Source organism: Mesorhizobium sp. CA13, assembly GCF_020165235.1.
Classification (GTDB): Bacteria; Pseudomonadota; Alphaproteobacteria; order Rhizobiales; family Rhizobiaceae; genus Mesorhizobium.
Map to the genome: position 1 here is coordinate 391597 of NZ_JAIUHS010000004.1, position 25049 is coordinate 416645.

The 25049-nt window shown below is 63.9% G+C and carries 21 protein-coding genes; 8 read left to right on the top strand and 13 right to left on the bottom strand.

Annotation, left to right across the window (positions count from 1 at the left end; genetic code table 11):
* Nucleotides 1–13: 13 nt before the first annotated feature.
* Nucleotides 14–832, bottom strand: coding sequence for an ABC transporter ATP-binding protein (locus tag LB566_RS13350; protein WP_140548181.1), 819 nt, complete (start codon nt 830–832; stop codon nt 14–16).
* 1 nt (nt 833) lies between these two features.
* Nucleotides 834–2021, bottom strand: a complete 1188-nt coding sequence (locus tag LB566_RS13355; protein WP_140548179.1) for an ABC transporter permease — start codon at nt 2019–2021, stop codon at nt 834–836.
* A 77-nt stretch (nt 2022–2098) separates the two neighbouring features.
* Here LB566_RS13355 and dgcA point away from each other — a divergent pair, with 77 nt between their 5' ends.
* Nucleotides 2099–3082: an N-acetyl-D-Glu racemase DgcA gene (dgcA, locus tag LB566_RS13360; RefSeq protein WP_224624717.1), complete on the top strand. Its 984-nt coding sequence runs from the start codon at nt 2099–2101 to the stop codon at nt 3080–3082.
* Here dgcA and LB566_RS13365 read toward each other — a convergent pair.
* Together LB566_RS13365 and LB566_RS13370 are read right to left on the bottom strand one after the other, a co-directional pair.
* Nucleotides 3053–4267, bottom strand: a complete 1215-nt coding sequence (locus LB566_RS13365) for an MFS transporter (RefSeq protein ID WP_224624718.1) — start codon at nt 4265–4267, stop codon at nt 3053–3055. The two genes, dgcA and LB566_RS13365, sit on opposite strands and share 30 nt — an antisense overlap.
* A gap of 130 nt (nt 4268–4397) precedes the next feature.
* On the bottom strand, nt 4398–5180 hold the full coding sequence (locus tag LB566_RS13370) for a UDP-2,3-diacylglucosamine diphosphatase (RefSeq protein ID WP_411910476.1): 783 nt from the start codon (nt 5178–5180) through the stop codon (nt 4398–4400).
* Between the two features lie 151 nt (nt 5181–5331).
* Here LB566_RS13370 and LB566_RS13375 point away from each other — a divergent pair, with 151 nt between their 5' ends.
* The 3 genes from LB566_RS13375 to LB566_RS13385 all read left to right on the top strand — a co-directional run bounded on the left by LB566_RS13375 (nt 5332) and on the right by LB566_RS13385 (nt 9873).
* Nucleotides 5332–6111, top strand: a complete 780-nt coding sequence (locus tag LB566_RS13375) for an SDR family oxidoreductase (protein WP_140548172.1) — start codon at nt 5332–5334, stop codon at nt 6109–6111.
* A 161-nt stretch (nt 6112–6272) separates the two neighbouring features.
* Nucleotides 6273–8597 (top strand): NADP-dependent malic enzyme, encoded by a 2325-nt coding sequence (locus tag LB566_RS13380; protein ID WP_224624720.1) that lies wholly within the window; start codon nt 6273–6275, stop codon nt 8595–8597.
* 79 nt (nt 8598–8676) lie between these two features.
* A complete protein-coding gene (locus tag LB566_RS13385) occupies nt 8677–9873 on the top strand; it encodes a DUF2865 domain-containing protein (protein WP_224624721.1) in 1197 nt (398 codons plus the stop codon).
* Here the strand turns inward: LB566_RS13385 and gltX are convergent.
* Nucleotides 9791–11164 carry a glutamate--tRNA ligase gene (gene gltX / locus LB566_RS13390; protein WP_224624722.1) on the bottom strand — a complete coding sequence of 458 codons (1374 nt, stop codon included), beginning with the start codon at nt 11162–11164 and terminating at the stop codon, nt 9791–9793. The genes LB566_RS13385 and gltX overlap by 83 nt on opposite strands.
* 199 nt (nt 11165–11363) lie before the next feature.
* On the bottom strand, nt 11364–13169 hold the full coding sequence (locus LB566_RS13395; RefSeq protein ID WP_224624723.1) for an ABC transporter ATP-binding protein: 1806 nt from the start codon (nt 13167–13169) through the stop codon (nt 11364–11366).
* Here LB566_RS13395 and LB566_RS13400 point away from each other — a divergent pair.
* Nucleotides 13066–13512, top strand: a complete 447-nt coding sequence (locus LB566_RS13400) for a hypothetical protein (RefSeq protein ID WP_224624761.1) — start codon at nt 13066–13068, stop codon at nt 13510–13512. The genes LB566_RS13395 and LB566_RS13400 overlap by 104 nt on opposite strands.
* A gap of 29 nt (nt 13513–13541) precedes the next feature.
* On the opposite strand, the gene LB566_RS13405 is transcribed toward LB566_RS13400, so the two are convergent.
* The 3 genes from LB566_RS13405 to LB566_RS13415 all read right to left on the bottom strand — a co-directional run bounded on the left by LB566_RS13405 (nt 13542) and on the right by LB566_RS13415 (nt 16480).
* Nucleotides 13542–13976 (bottom strand): GNAT family N-acetyltransferase, encoded by a 435-nt coding sequence (locus LB566_RS13405; RefSeq protein WP_224624724.1) that lies wholly within the window; start codon nt 13974–13976, stop codon nt 13542–13544.
* A gap of 48 nt (nt 13977–14024) precedes the next feature.
* Complete coding sequence (locus LB566_RS13410) at nt 14025–15701, bottom strand: NAD+ synthase (protein WP_224624725.1); 1677 nt, start codon at nt 15699–15701, stop codon at nt 14025–14027.
* A 62-nt stretch (nt 15702–15763) separates the two neighbouring features.
* Entirely contained in the window at nt 15764–16480 is a 717-nt protein-coding gene (locus LB566_RS13415) for a DNA-3-methyladenine glycosylase I (RefSeq protein ID WP_224624726.1), read from the bottom strand.
* An 87-nt stretch (nt 16481–16567) separates the two neighbouring features.
* Here LB566_RS13415 and LB566_RS13420 point away from each other — a divergent pair, with 87 nt between their 5' ends.
* Nucleotides 16568–17128 (top strand): DUF1003 domain-containing protein, encoded by a 561-nt coding sequence (locus tag LB566_RS13420; protein ID WP_140548156.1) that lies wholly within the window; start codon nt 16568–16570, stop codon nt 17126–17128.
* Complete coding sequence (locus tag LB566_RS13425) at nt 17125–17712, top strand: DedA family protein (RefSeq protein ID WP_224624727.1); 588 nt, start codon at nt 17125–17127, stop codon at nt 17710–17712. Before LB566_RS13420 ends, LB566_RS13425 begins: the two co-directional genes overlap by 4 nt.
* Before the next feature lie 22 nt (nt 17713–17734).
* Here the strand turns inward: LB566_RS13425 and LB566_RS13430 are convergent, their stop codons facing one another.
* Both LB566_RS13430 and LB566_RS13435 read right to left on the bottom strand, forming a co-directional pair.
* The gene (locus LB566_RS13430; RefSeq protein WP_224624728.1) at nt 17735–18094 is read right to left on the bottom strand and encodes a diacylglycerol kinase; all 360 of its coding nucleotides are present in this window, start codon (nt 18092–18094) and stop codon (nt 17735–17737) included.
* Nucleotides 18095–18171: 77 nt separating this feature from the next.
* Nucleotides 18172–18591, bottom strand: a complete 420-nt coding sequence (locus LB566_RS13435) for a GFA family protein (RefSeq protein WP_140548150.1) — start codon at nt 18589–18591, stop codon at nt 18172–18174.
* A 328-nt stretch (nt 18592–18919) separates the two neighbouring features.
* Between LB566_RS13435 and LB566_RS13440 the strand changes: the two genes are divergently transcribed.
* On the top strand, nt 18920–19990 hold the full coding sequence (locus LB566_RS13440; protein WP_140548148.1) for a GGDEF domain-containing protein: 1071 nt from the start codon (nt 18920–18922) through the stop codon (nt 19988–19990).
* A 50-nt stretch (nt 19991–20040) separates the two neighbouring features.
* On the opposite strand, the gene LB566_RS13445 is transcribed toward LB566_RS13440, so the two are convergent.
* Together LB566_RS13445 and mfd are read right to left on the bottom strand one after the other, a co-directional pair.
* Nucleotides 20041–21414 carry a class II 3-deoxy-7-phosphoheptulonate synthase gene (locus LB566_RS13445; RefSeq protein WP_224624759.1) on the bottom strand — a complete coding sequence of 458 codons (1374 nt, stop codon included), beginning with the start codon at nt 21412–21414 and terminating at the stop codon, nt 20041–20043.
* A 136-nt stretch (nt 21415–21550) separates the two neighbouring features.
* Complete coding sequence (gene mfd, locus LB566_RS13450) at nt 21551–25048, bottom strand: transcription-repair coupling factor (RefSeq protein WP_224624729.1); 3498 nt, start codon at nt 25046–25048, stop codon at nt 21551–21553.
* Nucleotide 25049: the final 1 nt, after the last annotated feature.

Genomic DNA, 25049 nt, shown 5'->3' on the forward strand with positions numbered 1-25049 from the left:
GCTTCACTTATGGCTATGCGCGCGCGGCAAGATCAAGTTGTCGGGCTCGTTTTCCGCGGAAATACGACTTTACCCACGGTTCTTCACTTTTCAGCATGTCGTCGATGGTGCCTTCGACCAGCACCTTCTTCTTCCCGAGCACGGCGACGCGGTCGCAGGCGGTGAAAAGCGTGTCGAGATCGTGGGTCACCATGTAGACGGTCAGGTCCATCGTATCGCGCAGCTTGACCACCAGCTCGTCGAATTCCGCCGCGCTGATCGGATCGAGGCCCGACGTCGGCTCGTCGAGGAAGACGATGTCGGGATCGAGCGCCAGCGCACGAGCCAGTGCCGCGCGCTTGATCATGCCGCCCGACAGCTCGGACGGGAATTTCTGCGCCGCGTCCGGCGGCAGCCCGACCAGTTCGACCTTGAGCATCGCCAGTTCGTCCATCAGCTTGCGCGGCAGGTCGAGATATTCGCGCATCGGCACCTGGACGTTTTCCAGCACCGTCAGCGCCGAGAACAGCGCGCCGTGCTGGAACAGCACCCCAAGACGCATGTCGATGCGCAGCCGTTCCGCATCGTCGGCCTTTTCGATATCCACGCCGAACAGCTTGATCGTGCCGGACTGCTTGCGCGTCAAACCAAGGATGGTGCGTAGCAGAACTGATTTGCCGGCGCCCGAAGCGCCGACGAAACCGAGGATTTCGCCGCGCCAGATATCGAGCGACAGTTTGTCGAGGATCAGATTGTCGCCGAACGAAACGGTGATGTCACGCGCCGAAAGCACGATCTCGCTGTCATCGGCGCCCTCCTTGGCCCTGGTCTCGATGCCGTTTCCCACCGCCATTTCAGAACTCGATCGCTGCATAGAACATGGCGAAAAGCCCGTCGAGGATGATGACGACGAAGATCGATTTCACCACCGAGGCGGTCACGTGCTGGCCGAGCGATTCGGCGCTGCCGCCGACCTTCATGCCCTCGACCGAGGCGATGGTGCCGATGATCATGGCCATGAACGGAGCCTTGATCAGGCCGGCGAAAATGGTGCTGAGGTCGATAGCAACGCGCAGCCGGTCGATGAAGGCGGCGGGCGCGATGTCGGAATAGAGCCAAGCCGCCAGGATACCGCCGCCGAGTGCGGCAAAATTGGCGATGATGGTCAGGCAAGGCAGGGCGATCACCAGCGCCACCAGGCGCGGAAAGACCAGCACGCCGATGGGGTTGAGCCCGATGACCTTCAGCGCATCCACTTCCTCGCGCATCTTCATCGAGCCGATTTCGGCGGTGATGGCGCTGCCCGAGCGGCCGGCGATCATGATTGCCGTCATCAGCACGCCGAGTTCGCGCAGGATCAGCACGCCGACGAGGTCGACGACGAAGATGTCGGCGCCGAAATAGCTGAGCTGGTAGGCGCCCTGCTGGGCAACGATGGCGCCGACGATCGCCGACATCAGCACCACCACCGGAATGGCTCCGACGCCCATCCGGTCGATCTGGTTGAAGATCGCCGCCGGATTGACGGCATGGCCGCGGCCGAGCTTCATCTGCGCGCCACGGATCGTGGCGCCCAGTATGTTCATCGAGGCGAGAAAATCGTCGCGCATTTCGTAGACGCGGCGGCCGACCGCCTCCAGCGCGCGAATGACGATGTTCGGCGGCCCGACCGGCCCCGATTCGGGCTCGCGCCGCACCGCATCGCCGACCGCGCCGAGCAGGATCGAGGCGACGTCGCTCTGGCCCTGCAGCCTGACCTCGACACCTTTCTTCTCGAAAGCGCTGACCAGGCGGTCGATCAGCCACGCGCCGGCGGTGTCGATCTTCTCGATGTGCGAGAGATCGAGCGCCAAGGTCTTGAAACCGCTCCGTTTCTCGATTTTGCGCATCTCTGCGTCGATCACGGCCACGGTGCGCGTCGTCCAGATTCCCGAGAAGGCGCACCCGAGAACGCCTGCTTCCTCACCGACCGACACGCGCGGGTCGTGGTCAGCCTCCGAGGCGGTCTTGCCGCTTGCGTCGCGCTTGCCGATGGTCAACATGGCGTCCTGTTTAGCCTGACGGGTCCGGCCTTGTCGATTTGCCGACGACCCTTCTCGCACAGCCGGAGCAGAAAATTATGGCGCGTGTCATTTCGGTCGAGGCCGAGCGTTTTCCGATCGCCGGCACCTTCACCATTTCGCGTGGTTCGAAGACCGAAGCCGAAGTGATCACCTGCACGATCAGCGAAGGCGATTACACCGGCCGTGGCGAATGCGTGCCGTACAAACGCTATGGCGAGACCATGGATGGGGTTCGCGCCGCGATAGAGGCCATGCGCGGGCAAATCTCCGCTGGTATCGACCGGACCGCCCTGCTCGGCGCCATGCCGGCGGGCGCGGCGCGCAACGCCATCGACTGCGCCTTGTGGGACCTGGAAGCCAAGATCGGCGGCAAGGCGGTGGCGGACGCAGTCTGGCCGGCTCCTTTGCATCAGCTCGAGACGGCCTACACGCTGTCGCTGGGCGAACCCGAGGCGATGGCGGCCCAGGCCCGCGCCAATGCGGCGCGCCCCTTGCTCAAGGTGAAGATCGGGGGCGACAACGACATTGCGCGCATCCGCGCCGTCCGGCAGGCCGCGCCCGACAGCCGCATCATCCTCGACGCCAACGAAGGCTGGAACGACGACACCATCGCCGCGAACCTCGCCTTTGCCGCCGAGCAAGGCATCGCGCTTATCGAACAGCCGCTGCCGGCGGGCCATGACGGCATCCTGCGCCATATCGCCCATCCGGTGCCGATCTGCGCGGACGAGAGCGTGCATGAGGCCAAGGATCTGGCCGCTCTCGCCGGTCTCTACGATGCCGTCAACATCAAGCTCGACAAGTCGGGCGGGCTGACGGCGGCGCTCGTGCTGCGCGACCGCGCCCGTGAACTGGGTTTCGGTGTCATGGTCGGCTGCATGGTCGGCACGTCGCTGGCGATGGCGCCGGCGGTGCTGCTCGCCCAGGACGCCGATTTCGTCGACCTCGACGGACCGCTGCTGCTTGCGCGGGATCGTGTGCCCGGCCTCGCCTATGAGGGATCGCTGGTTTCACCGCCCGATCCGGCGCTTTGGGGCTGAGTGCGCCGCGAGCCCGATCAGCACGAGGCCGATGATCGCGATCGGGATCATGGCCAGGAAACCGTCGACCCCGAAACGATCGTAGAGCGGGCCGGAGGCGAGCGTCACGGCGGCCATGAAGAAGCCGTTGAAGAAATAGGCGATGCCTTGCGCGGCACCCGTGCGCTCTTCCGAGACCGTTTCGCCGATCATCTTCTGCAGGCCGATCAGCACCATGGCCACCGACACCGAATGCAGGGTCTGGACGCCGAAAAACCCGGCGACGCCAAGGCCAAGCGGCCAGATCATCGGAAAAGCGATCCAGCGTACGACCGCGCCGATGCCGGCAATCACCATCACCCTGACGACCGACACGGAGGCGAACATGCGGTTGAAAAACACGAACATGCAGACTTCGGCTACCACGCCCCAGGCCCACAGAAGCCCGACGACGGTGTCGCCTATGCCGATCGACTTCCAATAGATCGATACGAAGCCATAGAGGAAGGCGTGGCTGGCGGTGAGGATGCCGACACCGAGGGTGAAATAGACGAAATAGGCATTGAAGAGACTTGGTGCCGAGTGCTGGATCTCCGCGGCCGAAAGAGGTGAGGCAAGGCGGGGCCGGCCAAGGCGCGGCGCCAGCAGCGCGGCAACGAGCGCGGCACCCAGTGCCGCGAAAATGATTGCCGGGACGGCTTGCGCCCCTGCCGCGGTCAGGATGAAACCACCGGCCACGTTGGCGCAGAGATAGGAGATCGAACCCCACTTGCGCATGCTGGTGTAGTTGGAACCGAAGCGGCGCACGCCCGAAAGCGCGAGCGAATCGGCCATCGGCGAATGCGGCGTCCATACGATCGTCAACGCCAGCGATACCGCAAGCACGACGGCGTAGGAGGCCGGCAGAAAATAGCCGGCGGAAATGATCATCGATGCCGCGACGAGCGCGATATAAACATCGGCGCGGTCCCTCGCCCGGTCCGCGAGCGCGGTGAGCAGCGGCGTCGTCACGACGCGCAGGAACATCGGAGCCGCCAGGATGACGGCGATCTGCTCGGCGTGGAAACCTTTCGCCTGCAGCCACAGCGGGAAGTAGGGCAGATGCGTGCCCTGCGACACGAACAATGTCGCGAAGATCAGGCTCATGCGCAGTTCGAAATGGCGTGGCTTGACGAGCTGTTCGGGTGAAAGCGGCGGCAGCGGCATGAATCGATCCAATAACGCTGCCGTCCACGAACGGCGAGCAGTGTGGATTGACCCCTTAACATGAGGAAAAACCGAACGAAACCGATTGGCCTAATCGATTAACACCGGAATCCGTGCCTGGCAGCGGCAGTCAGGCGGCCTGCACCACCCGGTCCTCGATCAGCATCGGGATGAAGGGTTCGTCCGGCGCCTCGGGCAAGACATGCGCCCAGGTCAGGATTTCCATCCGGCCGTCGAAATGTTCGACCACCGCGGTGCAGCTTTCCACCCAGTCGCCGGTGTTGATGTACTGGACGTCGCCATAGCTCTCGATCGCGGCATGATGGATATGGCCGCAGATGACGCCGTCGACATGCGAGCGCCGCGCCTCTTCGCTGAGCACCGTCTGGAACGAGCCGATGAAGTTAACCGCCTTCTTGACCTTGACCTTTGCCCAGGACGAAAACGACCAGTAAGGCAGGCCGAGCAACTGGCGCAGGCGCGTGATCACCCGGTTGACCTGCATGGCGGCGTCGTACGCATGGTCGCCAAGATAGGCGAGCCAGCGCTGATTGTGCACGACCGTGTCGAACTGGTCGCCATGGATGACGAGCAGCCGCCTGCCGTCGGCGGTTTCGTGAATGGCGCGGTCGGCGACGACGATGCCGCCGAAATGCACGCCCTGGAACTGGCGCGCGAATTCGTCGTGGTTGCCGGCGATGTAGGTGATGGTGGCGCCCTTGCGCGCCTTGCGCAGCAATTTCTGCACGACGTCATTGTGGCTCTGCGGCCAGTGCCAGCTGCGCCTCAGACGCCACCCATCGACGATATCGCCGACGAGATAAATGATGTCGGCATCGTGATGTCTAAGGAAATCGATCAGGAAATCGGCCTTTGCCGCCTTCGACCCGAGATGGACGTCGGAGATGAACATGCTGCGGAACGTGCGGGGCTCTTGGCCGGACATCGCGAATTCACCGTTGCTTTCGCGAGCCTATGCTCCGATTCATGCAACAACCGTATGACGGTTGCGATTGGTCCAGCCCTAAAGCTAGCCTGCCGGGCGACTCACAGGAGAAATCATCATGGATCTCGGTATCCGCGGAAAGAAGGCCATCGTCTGCGCTTCGAGCAAGGGGCTCGGAAAAGGCTGCGCCATGGCGCTGGCCGAGGCTGGTTGCGACGTCGTCGTCAACGGACGCAACGCCGAACTGGTGGCCAAAACCGCTGCGGAGCTGCGTGAGCGTTATGGCGTCGTGGTCGAGGAAGTGGTCGGTGACGTATCGAAACCCGAGGTGCAGAAGGCGCTGCTCGCCGCTTGCCCCGCCCCCGACATCCTGGTCAACAACAATGGCGGCCCGCCATTCCGCGATTTCCGCGAGCTCGACCGCGGAAAAATGCTCGAAGGCGTCACCCAGAACATGGTCACGCCGATCGAACTGGTGCAGGCCGTGATCGACGGCATGGCCGCGCGCGGTTTCGGCCGCATCGTCAACATCACTTCGCTCTCGGTCTATGTTCCCATTCCCGGCCTTGACCTGTCGTCCGGCGCGCGCGCCGGCCTGACCTCCTTTCTTGCCGGCGTGGCGCGCACGGTGGTCGACCGCAACGTGACCATCAACAGCCTGCTGCCCGGCAAGCTGGATACCGACCGGCTGCGCGGTCCGCACGAGGCCGGCAGCGTTGAAGACCCGGCCGCGGCAGCCGCCCGCAAGGCGCGCATCAGTGCCGACGTGCCGGCCAAGCGGCTCGGCACGCCGGAAGAATTCGGCCAGATATGCGCCTTCCTGTGCTCGGTCCATGCCGGCTATCTGACCGGCCAGAACATACCGGTGGACGGCGGCCTCTATGTCAGCGCCTTCTGAGACCCGGTAGCGCCGGCGCCGAAGAAATTCCGCTCAAGCTGTTGAAATAGATTGCTTATCCCTGCTTCGTCGATGTGAATGGCGATTGCATCATTTGGCGTCGCGAAAAACCTTGGCCGCATGCTAAGAAGGCGGCACGCAGGATCGCAGGGAGGCCCGGAATGAACGGCGAGAGCAAGAAAACGGCACGTTCGGACCTCGACGAAGCCGCGCTCTACTTCCACAAGCACCCGACGCCGGGCAAGCTCGAAATCCAGGCCACCAAGCCGCTCGGCAACCAGCGCGACCTGGCGCTCGCCTATTCGCCCGGCGTGGCGGCCCCTTGCCTGGAAATCCGTGACGATCCGGCGACCGCGGCCGACTACACGGCGCGCGCCAATCTGGTCGGCGTCGTCTCCAACGGCTCGGCCGTGCTCGGCCTCGGCAATATCGGGCCGCTGGCCTCCAAGCCGGTCATGGAAGGCAAGGCCGTGCTGTTCAAGAAATTCGCCGGCATCGACGTCTTCGATATCGAGATCGACGCGCCTGAGATCGAGCGCATGGTTGAAACCGTCGCGGCGCTGGAGCCGACCTTCGGCGGCATCAACCTCGAGGACATCAAGGCGCCGGAATGCTTCGAGGTCGAGGAGAGGCTGAAGGCCCGCATGGGCATACCGGTTTTCCATGACGACCAGCATGGCACCGCCATCATCGTCGCCGCCGCCGTGCTCAACGGATTGGAATTCGCCGGCAAGACCATTGCGGACATAAAGATCGTCACTTCGGGCGCCGGCGCGGCGGCACTGGCCTGCCTCAACCTGCTGGTCTCGCTCGGCGCCAAGGTCGAGAACATCTGGGTCACCGACCGTTTTGGTGTCGCCTACAAGGGGCGCACCGACGAGATGGACCGCTGGAAAGACCCTTATGTGAAGGACACCAAGGCACGCACGCTGGCCGACGTCATCCCCGGCGCCGACGTGTTCCTCGGGCTCTCCGCCGCCGGCGTGCTGAAGCCGGAATTGCTCCAGCACATGGCGCCGAAGCCCTTGATCCTGGCACTGGCCAATCCCAATCCGGAAATCATGCCGGAAGTGGCGCGCGCGGCGCGCCCCGACGCGATGATCTGCACGGGCCGGTCCGATTTTCCCAATCAGGTCAACAATGTACTGTGTTTTCCTTACATCTTCCGCGGTGCGCTGGACTGTGGCGCCAGCGCCATCAATGAGGAGATGAAGATGGCCGCGGTGCGGGCCATCGCCGCCCTGGCCCGCGAAGAACCTTCCGATGTCGCCGCGCGCGCCTATTCCGGCGAGACGCCGGTGTTCGGACCCGAATTCCTGATCCCCTCGCCCTTCGATCCGCGCCTCATCCTGCGCATCGCCCCTGCCGTCGCCAGGGCGGCCTGCGATACGGGTGTCGCGACAAGGCCGATCAGCGACTTCACCGCCTATATCGACAAGCTCAACCGCTTCGTCTTCCGCTCCGGCCTGGTGATGAAGCCGGTGTTCTCCTCGGCCAAGGCGTCGAGCGCCAAGCGCGTCATCTACGCCGATGGCGAGGACGAGCGTGTGCTGCGCGCTGCGCAGGTGGTTCTCGAGGAGGGCATCGCCGAGCCGATCCTGATCGGCCGTCCGCACGTCATCGAGGTGCGCCTGAAGCGCTACGGACTGCGCATCAAGCCGGGCGTCGACTTCGGCCTGATCAACCCGGAGGACGATCCGCGCTACCGCCACTATGTCGACCTGCTGATCGAGCTCGCCGGCCGGCGCGGCGTGACGACGGAGGCGGCGCGCACCATGGTGCGCACCGACAACACGGTGATCGCGGCCCTCGCATTGAAGCGCGGCGACGCCGACGCCATGGTCTGCGGCCTCGAAGGGCGTTTCGAGCGGCACCTGCGCAACGTGACGCTGATCATCGGACCACGAGCCGGCATCAAGGACCGGGATCTGTCGACGCTGTCCATGCTGATCTCGCAGCGCGGCATCATCTTCCTCACCGACACGCACGTTTCCGTCGACCCGACGGCCGACGAGATCGCCGAAATGACGGTGCTGGCGGCCGAGGAGATCCAGCGCTTCGGCATCGAGCCCAAGGCGGCGCTGCTGTCGCATTCGGATTTCGGCTCGCGCGATTCGCCGAGCGCGCTCAAGATGCGGCAGGCGGCGGCGATCCTGGCGCGCATCGCGCCCGAGCTGCAATGCGACGGCGAGATGCATGCCGATTCCGCGCTGTCGGAACATCTGCGCCAGCGCGTTTATCCGCATTCGCGTCTGAAGGGCGAAGCCAATCTCCTGGTTTTCCCCAACCTCGATTCCGCCAACATCACGCTGACCGCGCTCAGGACCATGATGGATGCACTGCATGTCGGCCCGATCCTGCTTGGCACCGACAAGCCTGCGCATATCCTGACGCCCTCGGTGACCTCGCGCGGCGTCGTCAACATGACAGCGCTGGCGGTGGTCGAGGCCGCCCACAAGGCGCAGGCCGTCGTCGATCTGGGCTGAACGCCGATTCGGGGGTAAACTGCGGTTTAACCACGAGCACGTAGCGTGCGGCGGAACAACCAAGCAGGGTTTCGGGCGGATGATGGGCGAAGGGTGGAAGCAGGCGCATCTTGCCGTGCTGCTTGGCCTGCTGCTTTCGGGCGCCGCCGTCTCCGAGCCGCAGGCCGCCTCGCGCGTCTGCCGCCAACTCGAGGCCGATCTTGCCGCGACCTCGCGCGGCGGCGGTGGCCCGGCCTTGATCCGCAAATATGACGCCGCGATCGACCGGCAACGCGAGCAGATTTCAAAGGTCCGCGGCCAGTCCAGCGGCGCCGGCTGCGGCTTCTCGCTGTTCAGCCGCAATGTCAGCCAATGCGCCGGGTTCAACGCCACCATCGAGCGCATGAACGCCAATCTCGATAGCTTGCAGGCCAAACGCGCCCGCCTCGCCGGCGGCGGTTCGCGCCGCGATCGCGGACGAATCCTGGCCGCACTCGACGCCAATGGCTGCCGCGAGGACGCGGTGGCGCCGCGCCGCGAACCGCCGCGCGAAGCGGAACGGGAACAAGGCAACGGCAATCTGTTCGACCAGCTGTTCGGTGGCGACACACGCCGGCTCGACACGCTCGACCAGTCTGACGACCCCGGCGAGGAGCGCAATGTCCGCCGCGTGCCGGGCCGGTCCGGCATACCGGACTTTCCCGGCGTCGGCGGCGAGTTCCGTACCACCTGCGTGCGCACCTGCGACGGCTACTTCTTCCCGATGTCGAATGCCGCTTCGGTCGGCGATTTCGAGCGCGACCAGAAGAACTGCGAATCGAGCTGTCCCGGCACCGAAATCCAGGTCTTCTATTCGCGCGGCATGGGCGACGATTCAGCCGACATGACTTCGTCGGTCACCGGCCGACCTTACAGCGAACTGCCGACGGCCTATCTTTACAAGCAGCCCAACCTGTCGCGGCCGCCGGCCTGCGGCTGCAACGCCGCGCAGAACTTCCAGATCATCGGCGGCAATCCGCCAAGCCAGCAACAGTCGCAGCCGCAAACGGAGGGTGCCCCGTTCATTCCGGTGCCTGCCTCCAAACCCGATCCAGGTGCCGATCCCGAGACGCTGGCAAACGCCACTGGCGGGCTGGACCGCGACGCCATCAAGCGGCTCACGGTCAAACCGGTCACATCGCCGGTCCCGGTGCTGCCGCCGGAACAGCGGAAGGTCAGGGTCGTCGGGCCAACGTTCCTTCCCGACCCATCAGCGGCAATAGATCTGCAAGCTCCGGTCCCGAAGTCAGTCCGGTAAGGGCGAGCCTCAGCGGCATGAACAGCGCCTTGCCCTTGCGGCCGGTCTCTTCCCTGATCTTGGCCGTCCAGTCCTTCCAGACCGTCCCGCTCCAAGGCTCCTCGGGCAGGAGATCGATGGCCTGGTGAAGAAAATCTCGATCAGCGTCGGAAAATTCCGGCTTTTCCTGCGGTCCTTCGCGCAGGATGCGCCACCAGCCGACAGCATCGGCCAGCCGGTCGAGATTGCCGCGCACAGCCAGCCAGAACGGTTCCGCCTGCTCGCCCGATATGCCGAGCACCACCAGCCGATTCTGCGCTTCGGAGAAGGGCATTTGGTGCAGCAGCGTCCGGTTGAGCACGAAAAGCTCGTCCGGATCGAACTTTGCCGCCGACTTCGAGGTCGCAGTCGGGTCGAAACGGCTGGCGAGTTCGGCCAGGTCGTGCGCGGCGGCGACATTCTCCGACGTGCCGACCAGCACGGCCAGCGAAGCGACCGCCATCGGCTCGATGCCGTCCTCGCGCAGGCTTTCGATGGAGAGTGCCCCAGTGCGCTTCGACAGCCCCTCGCCCGAAACCGTGGTCAGCAGATTGTGGTGCCCGAATTCCGGCGGCTCGGCGCCCAGCGCCCGGAACAGCGCGATCTGCACGCCGGTGTTGGTGACATGGTCGTCGCCGCGGATGACATGGCTGACGCCCATCTCGATATCGTCGACGACGGATGGCAGCGTATAGAGATAGGTGCCGTCCTCGCGCACCAGCACCGGGTCCGACAGCGAGGCGAGATCGACGGTTTCCTGCCCGCGCACCAGGTCGTTCCAATGGATTTCGGTGCGCTCCGGCTGCTGCGGATCGCCGGTGAAATTGGGCAGTAGGAAGCGCCAGTGCGGCCGGCGGCCATCGGCCTGATATTCGGCGATCTGTTCCGACGTCAGCGTCAGCGCCTCGCGGCCATAGACTGGCGGCAGGCCGCGCGTGCGGCGCACCTTGCGCCTGAGGTCGAGCTCCTCCGGTGTTTCATAGCAGGCATAGAGAACGCCCGCCGCCTTCAGCCGCTCGACCGCCGCGTCATAGATCTCGAAGCGACGCGACTGGTATTCGGTGGTGTCGGGAAAGATGCCAAGCCAATGCAGGTCGTAAAGGATGGCGTCGGAAAATTCCTGCTTCGAGCGCGCGACATCGGTGTCGTCGAAGCGCTGGATGAAGCGCCCCTTATGGTTCATGGCGAACAGCCAGTTGAACAGGGCGGTGCGCGCATTGCCGATATGGATGCGGCCTGTCGGTGAAGGGGCGAAACGAACGGTAACTGTCATGAGCGGGGCGTACCGGATGCTTTTGTGATTGACAAGACGCGCCCCCGTGCCGTGCCGCAGACATAGAACATGGCGCAAGCAATGAAAAGACTTGGCAGACGCGGCTCCGCCAGCAATCCGATGTCCCGCACCGCCCGCCCGTCAGGCCGACAGCGCCTGATGGGATGGCCTCCGGGCCAGAGCCGGAGGCCATCCCCGATCAGGTGACAAGTCCCCTGGTCAATTCGAGCGCCTGGCGCTCGAACAGGCGGCGGTAGATGCCGCCCGGCAGCCGGATCAGCGCGTCATGCGAGCCTTCCTCGGCGATCTTGCCGCGATCGAAGACCAACAGCCTGTCGAGCGCCCGCACCGTCGAAAGCCGGTGCGCGATGACCAGCGTGGTGCGGCCGACCATCAGCCGCTCCATCGCCTGCTGGATCAGCACCTCCGATTCCGAATCGAGGCTCGACGTCGCCTCGTCCAGGATCAGGATGCGCGCATCGGCGAGGAACGCGCGTGCGATCGCCACGCGCTGGCGCTCGCCGCCCGACAGCTTCACGCCGCGCTCGCCGACGAGCGTGCCGTAGCCTTTCGGCAGGTTGGTGATGAAGTCGTGCGCGCTCGCCAGCTTCGCGGCGTGCTCGATCTCGGCCTGCGTGGCTCCGGGCCGGGCATAGGCGATGTTTTCGGCCAGCGAGCGGTGGAACAGGATCGGCTCCTGCTGCACGATGGCGATCTGCGCACGCAGCGACGCCTGCGCCACCTCCGAAATGTCCTGGCCGTCGATCAGGATCCGGCCGGCGTTCACGTCATAGAGCCTCTGGATCAGCTTGACGAAAGTCGTCTTGCCCGACCCGGAATGGCCGACCAGCCCGACCCGCTCGCCCGGCGCGATATCGACCGAGAAATCGCGATAGAGCGGCGAACGGTGACTGCCGTAATGGAAGGTAACGTCGTCAAAGGCGATGCCCCCTTGCGTGATACGGATCGGTCCGGCGCCGGGCCGGTCCTCGATGCCAAGCGGCTCGGACTGGAAGTCGACCAGTTCCTCCATGTCGTTGATCGAGCGCTGCAGGTTGCGGATATGCGTTCCGATATCCCTGAGATAGCCTTGCAGGACGAAGAAAGACGTCAGCACGAAGGCGACGTCGCCGGCGGTTGCCTGTCCCCACGACCACAGCATCAGCGCCAGCCCGATGACCGCCGCTCTCATCACCAGCAACAGCGCCCCTTGCGTGGTGCCGTTGATGGTTCCGCGCACCCAGGTCCGCCGCGTGCGGGCGCGCCATTTGGCGACGACCTTGGCAAGCCGGTTCTCCTCGCGCTCCTCGGCGCCAAACCCCTTGACCACGGCGTTGCAGCTCACCGCGTCTGCCAGCGAGCCGCCAAGGCGCGTGTCCCAGGTGTTGGCGAGCCTGGCCGCCGGCGCGACATAGCCAAGCGACAGCATCGCCGTGACGACGATGAACAGCACCGAGCCGGCGGCGACAACCGCTCCCATCAGCGGCCAGAACCAGCCCAGCAGCAGCGTCGAGCCGACCAGCATGACGACGGACGGCAGCAGCGCGATCAGGATCGTGTCGTTGAGCAGGTCCAACGCCCACATGCCGCGCGTCACCTTGCGCACGGTCGAACCGGCGAAGCTGTTGGCATGCCAGTCGGTGGAAAAGCGCTGGACACGATGGAAGGCGTCGGCGGCGATATCGGCCATCATCTTCAGCGTCAGTTCGACGATTCCCATGAAGGCCAGATTACGCAGGACGACACCCGCCAGCGCCAACGCCATCAGCATGGAAAACGCGGTCATCGCGGCATTCCAGGCAATCTCGTCGGCGCCGGCGCTGCTGGCGACGGCATCGACCAGCCGGCCGGAATAGAGCGGCGTCAGCACATCGGCCAGCGTCGACAGCAGGAAACCAACCATGATCAGCGAAAGCCGCCAGGGCTGGCGCCGCCAATGGGTGAAAGTGAAGCCAAGAACGCTGCGAAAGGCGCTCGCGCGCAAATCGATTCGAAAACGAGCCATGATGTCATTCGGGCGCAAAAAGCCCGATCCCGGTAAGGTCGAAAATGAAAAAACCGCGCAAGGGGCTCAATGCCCGGGAATGCGGAGGTTCGGTTATGAATGGCCGCTTGCCCGAAGGCGGCGACCGGCATCGGCAAAGGCCTGTTCTCGATCCGGCTTCGTTCCGAGGGTGAAAACCCTGCGGCGCGCCGGTCGGGACCTAGGCTTCGCGGCCTCGCATAACGATGTCAAATCCTGGCATTCGGTCCTCCCTAAAGGGAATCGCGGAGAGGCCCTTATAGAGATGCCTCATCGCATCGCCAAGGCTGGCCGTCACCAAAACGGCATCTGGCCCAGCCGATGAGGCGATTTTGCAACAGTCGCGGGTTGAGCCTACCGTCGCGCACGCCGCTCATCCGGCAGGGGTGCGCGGTCGAGGCGCATGTACCGCCCATCGGTCGACGGCTTGAAGCCCAATTTCTCATAAACCCCATGCGCGTCACTGGTCGACAGGCTCCAGTGCGAAACGGTGCCGAGTTCGGGATGATCGATGAGCGCCCGCACCAGTCGCAGGCCTATACCCTGGCCGCGATATTGCGGCCAGACGATGATATCGGCGAGATAGGCAAACACCGTGCGGTCGGTGATCGCCCGGCCGAAGCCGACCTGTTTGCCTTCGACGTAAGCGCCGACGCAGAGCGAATTGGCGAAGGCGCGGCGGTGGGTCTCGTCACTGCGTCCGCCGCCCCAATAGCTGGCCATCAACAGGTCCGAGGTCGCCCGGAAATCGATCCGCGACAGGTCGAAGCTGGTTTCACACTCAGGCATCGCTACCCTCGCCTGCGGCATGACGCGAATTTTCGGCCGGAACGGTGTCTAGCCGCGATCCCGGAACCGGTTGGTGATAGGATAGCGGCGGTCGCGGCCGAAATTCTTCCTGGTGATCTTCACGCCGGGCGCCGCCTGCCGGCGCTTGTATTCGGCGACGTAGAGCAGGTGCTCGATGCGCGTTACCGTCGCCCGGTCATGGCCGCGCGCGACGATGTCGTCGACGCCCATCTCGTTCTCGACCAGGCATTCGAGGATATCGTCCAGCACCGGATAGGGCGGCAGCGAATCCTGATCGGTCTGGTTCTCGCGCAGTTCCGCCGACGGCGCCTTGTCGATGATGTTCCTCGGGATCACCTCGCCCGACGGCCCCAGCGCGCCCGGCGGCACATGGCTGTTGCGCCAGCGCGACAGCGCATAGACCTGCATCTTGTAGAGGTCCTTGATCGGATTGAAGCCGCCATTCATGTCGCCGTAGAGCGTGGCATAGCCGACCGACATCTCGCTCTTGTTGCCTGTCGTAACCACCATCGAGCCGAATTTGTTGGAAATCGCCATCAGGATGGTGCCGCGCGCACGGCTCTGCAAATTCTCCTCGGTGATGCCTTCCTTGGTGCCCTCGAAAAGCTGCGTCAGCGCATGGAGAAATCCTTCCACCGGCTCGAAGATCGGCACGATGTCATAGCGGCAGCCGAGTGCGCGGGCACAGTCCTCAGCGTCCTTGAGCGAATCCTTCGACGTGTAGCGGTAAGGCATCATCACCGCGCGCAGCCGCTCCTCGCCCAGCGCGTCGACGGCAAGGGCCGCACAGATGGCCGAATCGATGCCGCCCGACAGGCCAAGCACGACGTTCTTGAACCCGTTCTTGTTGACGTAGTCGCGCAAGCCCAGCATGCAGGCGCGGTAGTCGGCCTCCTCCCGTTCGGGGATCTTCGACATCGGTCCTTCCGAACAGACCCAGTTTTCGCCCTGTCGCCTCCAGGTGGTGATGTCGACCGCCTCCTCGAACTGGCTCATCTGGAAGGCAAGCCGCTTGTCGGCACCTATGGCAAACGACGCGCCGTCGAAGATCAACTCGTCCTGGCCGCCGAGCTGGTTTGCATAGATCATCGGCAGCCCGCATTCGATAACCTGGCGGATGACGACCTGGTGGCGCACATCGATCTTGGCGCGGTAGTAGGGCGAGCCGTTCGGCACCAACAGGATTTCCGCGCCGCTCTCGGCCAGCGTCTCGCAGACGCCGATGTCGCCCCAGATGTCCTCGCAGATCGGGATTCCCAGACGCACGCCGCGGAAATTGACGGGCCCCTGGATCTCCGGTCCGGCCTGGAAGACGCGCTTCTCGTCGAACTCGCCATAATTCGGCAGATCGAGCTTATAGCGCTCGGCGATGATCTTGCCGCCATCGGCGAAGACGATGGAGTTGTGGGTGCCCGTCTTGCGCTTCAGCGGCGTGCCGATGATGACGCCGGGACCGCCATCGGCGGTGTCGGCGGCGATCTCCTGCGCGGCCCGCTCGCAGGCCTTCAGGAAGGCGGGCTTCAGCACCAGATCCTCCGGCGGATAGCCGGCGAGGAAAAGCTCGGTGTAGAGCACGAGATCGGCGCCTTGACGCGCGGCATCCGCCCTCGCCTCCCGCGCCTTGGCGAGATTGCCGGCGACGTCGCCGACTGTCGGGTTGAGCTGGGCAACGGCGATGCGCAGTATGTCGGGCTTCTTGGTCATGCTGCTGACTTAGCGCGGCAAAATTCGCCCCGCAATGGCGTTTGCTTGGGCCAATTTCGGCATCAGTCGTCGCCCATATAGTCGCGCAGCGCTTGAGGCGAATGGTTCTCGCCGATCGACATCGCCAGGATGCGCGAAATATGCCGGCGCGGCAGACCGGTATCCGCAACCCATCGGTTGACCTGGGCCTGGATCTTGTCGAGATCCTTCTTCGACGTCGGGCTTTCGGCGATATCGAGCCCGGCGTCGCGAAGGGCGGCCGCCATGTCGGCCGAAATGACGAAGGCGTCCCAACCCAGCCAGCGCAGGAAATACTGGCCGGTGTTGCCGCCGAGCCGGCTGCCATGCTTGCCGAGATAGGCCATCAGCCCGACCTGGTCGTCGGCGGGCCACTCGGCGAGGAATGTGCCGAAGCCGCCATGCTCTTTCGACACGCGCTCGACGAAGGCAGCGTTGTCGCGAACGGATTTGATCTTCTGCGGATTGCGCACGATGCGCTGGTCGGACGCCAGTTCGTGCCAGAAATCGTCAGGCTGGAACAGCAACCGCTTCGGCTCGAAGCGCAGGAACGCCTCTTCGAATCCAGGCCATTTCTGCTCGATGACGCGCCAGACGAAACCGGCGGCGAAGACGCGCTCGGCCATCGTCGACAGAATACGGTCGTCCCCGATATCGGCCACGGCGGCGTTGTCGGGAATCGGCCCGAGCAGCGAGACCAGTTCCTCCTCGCCGCCCTTGCGCTTTGCGGCGCGAGCGCGAATTTTCCTGAAGTCGGCCATAAGTCCCTCCGGTTCCCTCAATCTAGCACTTCCCGCGCGGGCCGGCAGCCTCTACCTCTATCGCCAGCCAAGCCCTTGGAGACGGCCATGAACAAGACGATCGATGATCTGGCGAACCGCTGGCTGAGACGAAAGCCGGATGGTCTCAGTGCCCTGGAGAATCGGGTGCTGCAGTCGACCCTCGAGCGCACCACGATCTCGAGGGACACCAACAAGGCCGTCGCCTTCCACCAGACCTTTGGCGACCGCCTTGCCGATACCATCGCCCGCATCGGCGGTTCCTGGACCTTCATCCTCGGTTTCATTGCCTTCCTGATCGTCTGGACATCAGGCAATGCCTGGCTTCTGACGCGCGACGCCTTCGATCCCTACCCCTTCATCTTCCTCAATCTCGTCCTGTCCATGGTCGCGGCGCTGCAGGCGCCGGTGATCATGATGGCGCAGAACCGTCAGACCGAGCGCGACCGCATCGATGCCGCCCACGACTACGAGGTCAATCTGAAGGCCGAGATAGAGATCATGGCGCTGCATGAAAAGCTGGACGAAATGCGCCACGGCCAGATTATCGGCATGCGCGACGAGATCGTGCGGTTGGCCGAATTGGTCAAGCGGATCGACGACAGGCTGTCGCAGCAATCGCCGTCATGAGCGACGCGATCCATCATTTCATCGAACAATACGGGCTGATCGCCGTTTTTCTGGGCTGTGTCGCCGAGGGCGAGAGTGCCGCCATACTCGGCGGCTTCTTCGCCCATCAGCATATCTTCGTCCTCTGGCAGACCGTCGTCGTGGCAGCGCTTGGCGCCTTCGCCGGCGACACCTGCTTCTTCATCCTGGGGAGAAGTTTCGCGGACCATCGCTATGTCGTCGGGTTGCGCAAGCGGCCCGGCTTCCGCCGCGCCTATCGTCTGCTCAACACCCATCCCAACATCTTCGTGCTGTCGAACCGCTACGTCTATGGCATGCGCCTAGTCGGTGGCATCGCGGCCGGCCTGTCGAACATCGCAGCACCCCGCTTCATCGTCTTGAATGCCATTTCCTCGGCGGTCTGGGCGGTGCTGTTCAGCACCATCGGCTATGTCTTCGGGTTGGGCGCCGAGCATTTCATCGGCCAGGCGCTGCTTCGCCATGAGCGGATATTGGTGGGCCTGGCTATCGGCCTGGCCGTGGCCGTATTCGCCTGGCTCATCGCCCGCCATTTCGCCCGAAAGGAACGCGCCAGGGAAAACTGATGGTCGGCCGGCGGTCGAAAGCTCAGATCGGCAGCCCGACGATACGCTCGATGATCGCGATGCCCCAGACGCCGGCGACGATCGCCACGGAGATCAGCACCGCCAGCGAACCGCAGTCCTTGGCCAGCTGGATGTCGACATTGAATTCGCGGCTGAAGGCATCGCAGGCCGCTTCGATGCCCGTGTTCAGCACCTCGACCAAAATCAAGAGCAGCACCGCGCCGATCAGCAGCGCGTAGCCGCGCCACGACACCGAAACGAACCAGCCGAGCGGAAAGGCAAGGGCGAGCAGCGCCAGCTCCTGCTGGAAAGCTTTTTCAGTTGCAGCCAGCTTGCGGAACGCCCGCAGCGAGTTGAAATAAGCGTCGATCAGCCGCTGCATGCCAAACCCCTTTGCGAATCACCGGCACGGGATAAAGCAATGGCCCGATCAATGGAATAAGCTGTCTCACCCAAAATTCATTCGTCGGCGACCTTCACCGATGGGGTCGACTTCTCGAATTGAGGCAGCGCGTCGTCGATCGAATAATAATCGCCCTTGTCACCCACGAATATGTGGCATTGGCCCTCGAGGCCTGTCGGTTCATCGAACGATCCCGCCAGAACCGAAACATAGGCGTCGTCCCGCGGTTTCCAGAAAAGCAGCGATCCGCATGTCTTGCAAAAACCGCGCCCGGCGAAGGCGGACGCCTCATACCAGGTGATGTTGTCGGCGCCGTCGATATCGATATTGGCGTCCGGGACATTGGTTGCGGCATAGAAATGTCCACTCTGCTTGCGACATTGCGAGCAATGGCAATAGATGACGCCGCGCAACGGCCCTCGCGTCCTGAAGCGAACCGCCCCGCAGAGACACGATCCCGTATGATTTTCACTCATCGCACCATCCCAAAAGAAATCGCTGCTGACAGGATCCCAGCTTTTCGGTGGCTGCGCGCAAGAAAATGCGACATGCATTTGGCGCGTTCGGGAATTGTTTGTTCACTAATGAAGGCCTGTACAGCCGGAATCAGCGGAAAACAGGCCGGATTCAGCGGATTAAGGAAACTTTAGCGCTGCTGCATTTATGATCCTCACAAGCGAAAGTCGTGGGTGGGGACGCGCCTTTTTTCGCAAGATGGACTGGAATGGCCAGCGTTCCCCAGGTCGGCGACATTGGATGCCTGCGACTGTCGCAGCGTGTTCCCCGGGGAAGAGTGAACAGAACATGCAGCCGGCAGCCGTCCAGAGCGAACGAAGCACCGATATTGCGAGCACCGTCCTCGCCACAATGCGCCAGCTCGGCGTGCTCGGTCTGCCACGCAATTACGAGATCTTCTACGAAGCCCTGAGCGGATCCAATCGCGAGCTCAGCCTTGCCGTCGTGTCGCTGAGCGGCCGACCGACACAGGACGACCTCGACCGGATCGGACGCACCTTCTTTGCCCAGAACCATGGCTCCGGCATCGTCGAGCATGCCAGGGAAGTCATCGCCAACGAACTCGAGGACATCGCTTCGCTGCTGAGGAGCGAGCGCAGCCACATCGAGAAATACGGCAGGATCCTCAATGAAACGTCGAGCGGACTCGGCAGAAACAGCCTGCTGTCGCCGGATGTTCTGCAGAAGATCGTCAATGCCATGGCGGTCGCCACCAATTCGACGATCGATCATGGCCGGCAAGTTGCCTCGACGCTCAGCGACAAGACCGCGGAACTGGAAAGCGTCAAGTCGAAGCTCGAGGAATACAAGCGCCTGGCCGACACCGATCCCCTGACGCAAATCTGGAACCGTCGCGCCTTCGACAAGGAAATCACCAGGATCTACAACAGCAACAAAGGCATCCTGTTCAACGCCTTGATCCTCGCCGACATCGATCGGTTCAAGGACATCAACGACAGGTACGGCCATCCCGTCGGCGACAAGATCCTCCAGATCATCGCCGATATATTCCAGTCCAGCATTCGCGCCGACATGTTCGTCGCCCGCACCGGCGGCGAGGAATTCGCACTCATCGTCGAGGGCGCAAGCGAGGACGCCACCTACGAAATCGCCGAACGCCTTCGCGCGCTGATCGAACAGTCGCCTTTCACCAGCAGCCAGACCGGCATGAATTATGGCACCGTCACCGTCTCGATGGGCATCTGCATGGCATCCGAAGCCGAGGGCCCTGAAGACCTCTACAGCAAGGCAGACCGGGCGCTCTACCGCTCAAAGGTCAGCGGACGTAACCGCGTGACCAGGCATTCGACAATGGCGGGCCGCGCCGGCAAGAGCTGGCTGCTCTACAAACAAGACTGATTTATCGGCAGGAAGCGTTTTCCTGTGACTGCTTTGGATGAGGGCAGAATTCAGCCGTTGGCGACCTGCTTGTGTTGCACAGGGTGGCTCTTCTTGAGCAGGTCCGACACCAGGAACGCCAGTTCGATGGCCTGGTCGGCATTGAGACGCGGGTCGCAATGGGTGTGATAGCGGTCCTGCAATTCCTCGGCGGTGATGGCGCGGGCGCCGCCGGTGCATTCGGTCACGTTCTTGCCGGTCATCTCGACATGGATGCCGCCCGGATGCGTGCCTTCGGCGCGGTGCACCTCGAAGAAGGTCTGCACCTCCTTCAGGATGCGGTCGAACGGCCGCGTCTTGTACCCGGCCGCCTCGATCGTGTTGCCATGCATGGGGTCTGACGACCAGACGACGCTGCGGCCTTCCTTCTGCACGGCGCGCACCAGCTTCGGCAGATGGTCGGCGACCTTGTCGGAGCCGAAGCGGGCGATCAGCGTCAGCCTGCCCGGCTCGTTCTCGGGGTTGAGCAGATCGATCAGTTCCAGCAAGCCGTCCGGCGTCAGCGATGGGCCGCATTTCAGGCCGAGCGGGTTCTTGATGCCGCGGCAATATTCGACATGCGCATGGTCCGGCTGGCGGGTGCGGTCGCCGATCCAGATCATGTGGCCAGACGTCGCGTACCAGTCGCCGGAGGTGGAATCGACACGCGTCAGCGCCTCCTCATAGCCGAGCAGCAGCGCCTCATGGCTGGTATAGAAATCGGTCTCGCGCAGCGCGAAATTGGTCTCGGAGGTGATGCCGACCGCGCGCATGAAATCCATCGTCTCGGTGATGCGATTGGCGAGCGACTCGTATTTCTCGCCTTGTGGGCTGTCGGAGACGAAGCCGAGCATCCAGCGATGCACGTTCTCCAGGCTGGCGTAGCCGCCCTGCGCGAAGGCGCGCAGAAGGTTGAGCGTCGCCGCTGACTGGCGGTACGCCATCTCCTGGCGGGCAGGATCGGGAATGCGCGACTTGGCGTCGAATTCAATGCCGTTGATGATATCGCCGCGATAGCTCGGCAGCGTCACCTCGCCCTTGGTCTCGTTGTCGGACGAGCGCGGCTTGGCGAACTGGCCCGCAACGCGGCCGATCTTCACCACCGGCTGCGCACCGGCGAAGGTCAGCACCACCGACATTTGCAGGAAGACGCGGAAGAAGTCGCGGATATTGTCCGCGCCATGTTCGGCGAAACTCTCGGCGCAGTCGCCGCCCTGGAGCAGGAATGCCTCGCCGGCGGCGACGCTGGCCAGTTGCTTCTTCAGCTTGCGCGCTTCCCCGGCAAAAACCAGCGGCGGAAAGGTGGCGAGCTGGGCCTCCGTGTTCTTCAGCGCGGCAAGGTCCGGATAAGCCGGGACCTGCTTGATCGGCTTTGCCCTCCACGAATTCGGCGACCATTTCGTCATCGCTGCACCCAACGCTCTTTCCGGCAAGCACCCTCGCCCGCCATTTCCAGCCCCCATGTGGGGTGGCGGCTCCATACACGAAGCCGATTTCCTATTCTAGACCGGAATTTCAGCGCTGGCGAATGGTGCGGACCGGCTACGCCGCCTTCTCCACCAGCCGCGCCAGTTGCGTCATGACGACAGCCGCGCCTGCCAAACGCTTTTCCGCCGTTGGCCAGTCGCGGGTGAAGACGACACTTTGGTCCGGCCGGATCTTGGCCAGCGAACCCTGCTCGCCGATGAACTTGACCAGTCCGACCGGGTTGGGGAATTCGCGCTTGCGGAAATGGATGACCACGCCCTTCGGCCCGGCGTCGAGCTTCTCGACATTGGCCTTGCGGCAGAGCGCCTTGATGAAGACGATCTTGAGGAGGTGCTTCACCTCCTCCGGCAGCGGGCCGAAACGGTCGATCAGCTCGGCGCCGAAAGCATCGATTTCCTCGGTGGTCTCGAGGTCGCCGAGACGCCGATAGAGCGCCAGCCTGAGCTGCAGGTCCGGCACATAGCTCTCCGGGATCATCACCGCCGTGCCCACGGCGATCTGCGGCGACCAGCCGCCATCCAGCACCTCGCCGGAATCCTTCACCTCCGCGACCGCCTCCTCCAGCATCTGCTGGTAGAGTTCGAAGCCGACCTCCTTGATGTGGCCGGACTGCTCTTCGCCGAGCAGATTGCCTGCGCCTCTGATGTCGAGATCATGGCTGGCGAGCTGGAAGCCGGCACCCAGCGTGTCCAGCGACTGCAGCACTTTCAGCCGGCGTTCGGCGGTGTCGGTCAGCTTGCGGTTGGCCGGCAGCGTGAACAACGCATAGGCGCGCACTTTCGAGCGTCCGACACGGCCGCGCAACTGGTAGAGCTGCGACAGCCCGAACATGTCGGCGCGATGGACGATCAGCGTGTTGGCGGTCGGGATGTCGAGGCCGGATTCGACGATGGTGGTCGACAAGAGAACGTCGTATTGGCCGTCGTAGAAGGCGTTCATGATGTCGTCGAGCTCGCCCGGTGGCATCTGGCCATGGGCCACTGCCACCTTCAGTTCCGGCACGGATTGGTTCAGGAAATCATGGATTTCCGCCAGATCGCTGATGCGCGGCACGACATAGAAGGAATGGCCGCCGCGATAACGCTCGCGCAACAACGTCTCGCGAATGACCAGCGGATCGAAGGGCGAGATGAAGGTGCGCACCGCCATGCGGTCAACCGGCGGCGTGGCGATCAGCGACAGTTCGCGCACGCCGGTCAGCGCCAGTTGCAGCGTGCGCGGGATAGGCGTCGCCGACAGCGTCAGCACGTGGACGTCGGTCTTCAGGTCCTTCAGCCGCTCCTTGTGCTTGACGCCAAAATGCTGCTCTTCATCGATGATCAGCAGGCCGAGATTCTTGAACGAGATCGCGCTGCCGAGCAGCGCGTGGGTGCCGACCACGATATCCACCGTCCCTTCGGCGATGCCCTTCTTGGTCTCGGCCAGGTCTTTTGCGCCCACCAGCCGCGATGCCTGGGCGACGCGGATCGGCAGGCCGGAAAAGCGCTGCGAGAAGGTCTTGAAGTGCTGGCGCGACAACAGGGTCGTCGGCACGACGACCGCCACCTGGAAACCTTCCATCGCCGCGATGAAGGCGGCGCGCAGCGCGACTTCCGTCTTGCCGAAGCCGACATCGCCGCAGATCAGCCGGTCCATCGGCTTGCCGGCCGCCAGATCGTCCCTGACGGAATCGATGGCCGTCTGCTGGTCATCGGTCTCCTCATAGGGGAAGCGCGCGGCGAACTCGCCGTAGAGGCCTTCCGCCGGCACCAGCGGGGGTGCCGCGCGCATCTGCCGTTCGGCGGCGATGCGGATCAACTGCCCTGCCATGTCGAGCAGGCGTTTCTTCAGCCGCGCCTTGCGCGATTGCCAGGCGCCACCGCCGAGCTTGTCGAGCGTCGCCTCGGCTGTATCGGAGCCGTAGCGCGACAGGAGCTCGATGTTTTCCACCGGCAGGAACAGCCGGTCGTCGCCGGCATAGTGGATTTCCAGGCAATCATGCGGCGCCCCGACGGCTTCGATGGTGCGCAGGCCGATGAAGCGGCCAATGCCGTGGTCGGCATGGACGACGATGTCGCCAGCCGACAGGGCCGAGGCTTCGGCAATGAAGTCGGACGCGCGCTTCTTGCGCTTGGAGCGCCGGATCAGCCGGTCGCCCAAAATGTCCTGTTCGGCGACGACGACCAATCTTTCGGTCTCGAAACCGGATTCCAGCGGCAGCACGGCCAACGCCGCCTGCCCAGGCTCGAGTTTCTCCGCTTCCGCCAAGGTTGCCACCGGCGCAAGATTGCCCAGATGATGTTCGGCGAGAATTTGGCCGAGCCGGTCGAGCGAACCCTCCGTCCAGCCGGCGACAATGACGCGGCGGCGTGCCGCACGTTCGTCGGCAATGTGCTTCACCACGACGTCAAAGACATTGACGTTCGGGTCGGCGCGCTCTTCCGCGAAGCTGCGACCATGGCGCGAGCCGGCATGGAAGACCTTTTTGGCGCCCGCATCGGGGGCGTCGAAGGCCGTGAAGTCGATCGCTTCGCGCGGTCCGAGTGAAGCGACGAGATTTTCCGGCGAAAGGTACAGCAGGTCCGGCGCCACCGGCTTGTAGGGCACCGCGTCCTTCAGCGCACCTTCGGCCTGCTTCTTGCGCGCCTCGTAATGATCGAGGATCAGAGTGTGGCGTTCGGCAAGCGCTTCATGTGCCAGATGGTCGAAAACGACAGGCGTGTCCGGCAGGTAGTCGAACACGGTCTCCAACCGCTCGTAGAAGAACGGCAGCCAGTGTTCCATGCCCGCGAAGCGCCGGCCTTCGCTGACCGCGGCGTAAAGCCCATCGTCACGCGACGGCGCCCCGAACGCTTCGATGTAGGCGCGGCGGAAGCGGCTGATCGTCTCCGGCGTCAGCGCCACCTCGCTCATCGCCTGCAGCGCCATGGACTTGCGCTGCCCGGTGGTGCGCTGGGTAGCCACATCGAAGACGCGGATCGATTCCAGCGTATCGCCGAAGAAATCGAGCCTCAGCGCCTCGGTCCAGCCGGGTGCGAAAAGGTCAAGGATGCCGCCGCGCACGGCGAACTCGCCGATGCCGCGTACCGTCGGCACCCGCTCGAAGCCCGATGCCTCCAGCCGCGACACCAGCGCGTTCATATCGATCTGGTTGCCAGGTTTGGCGTGAAAGGTCTGTGCCTCGACAAGGTCCGCGGGCGGGATGCGCTGGAGCAGCGCATTGGCGGTGGTGAGAATGACGGCGCGATGCGGCTTCCTCGCCAGCGCGATCATGGCGGCGAGCGCGTCGAGCCGCCGGGCGGCCGCGTCCGAACCGGGCGAGACGCGGTCATAGGGCAGGCAGTCCCAGGCGGGCAGTTCCAGCACCGGCAGGCCGGGAGCGGCAAAGGCCAGCGCCTCTGTGATTGCCGGCAGGCGCTGCCCGTCGCGCGCCACGAACAGCACGGGCTTGTCGGGCGCGATTTCGTGCGCCGCCTGCACCAGCGCGAAGGCTTCATAGCCGTCGGCGACGCCGTCGACGATGAACTGGCCGGCGCGGCCTTTCGGCAAGCCGATGGTGGGAATGAGGCTCATG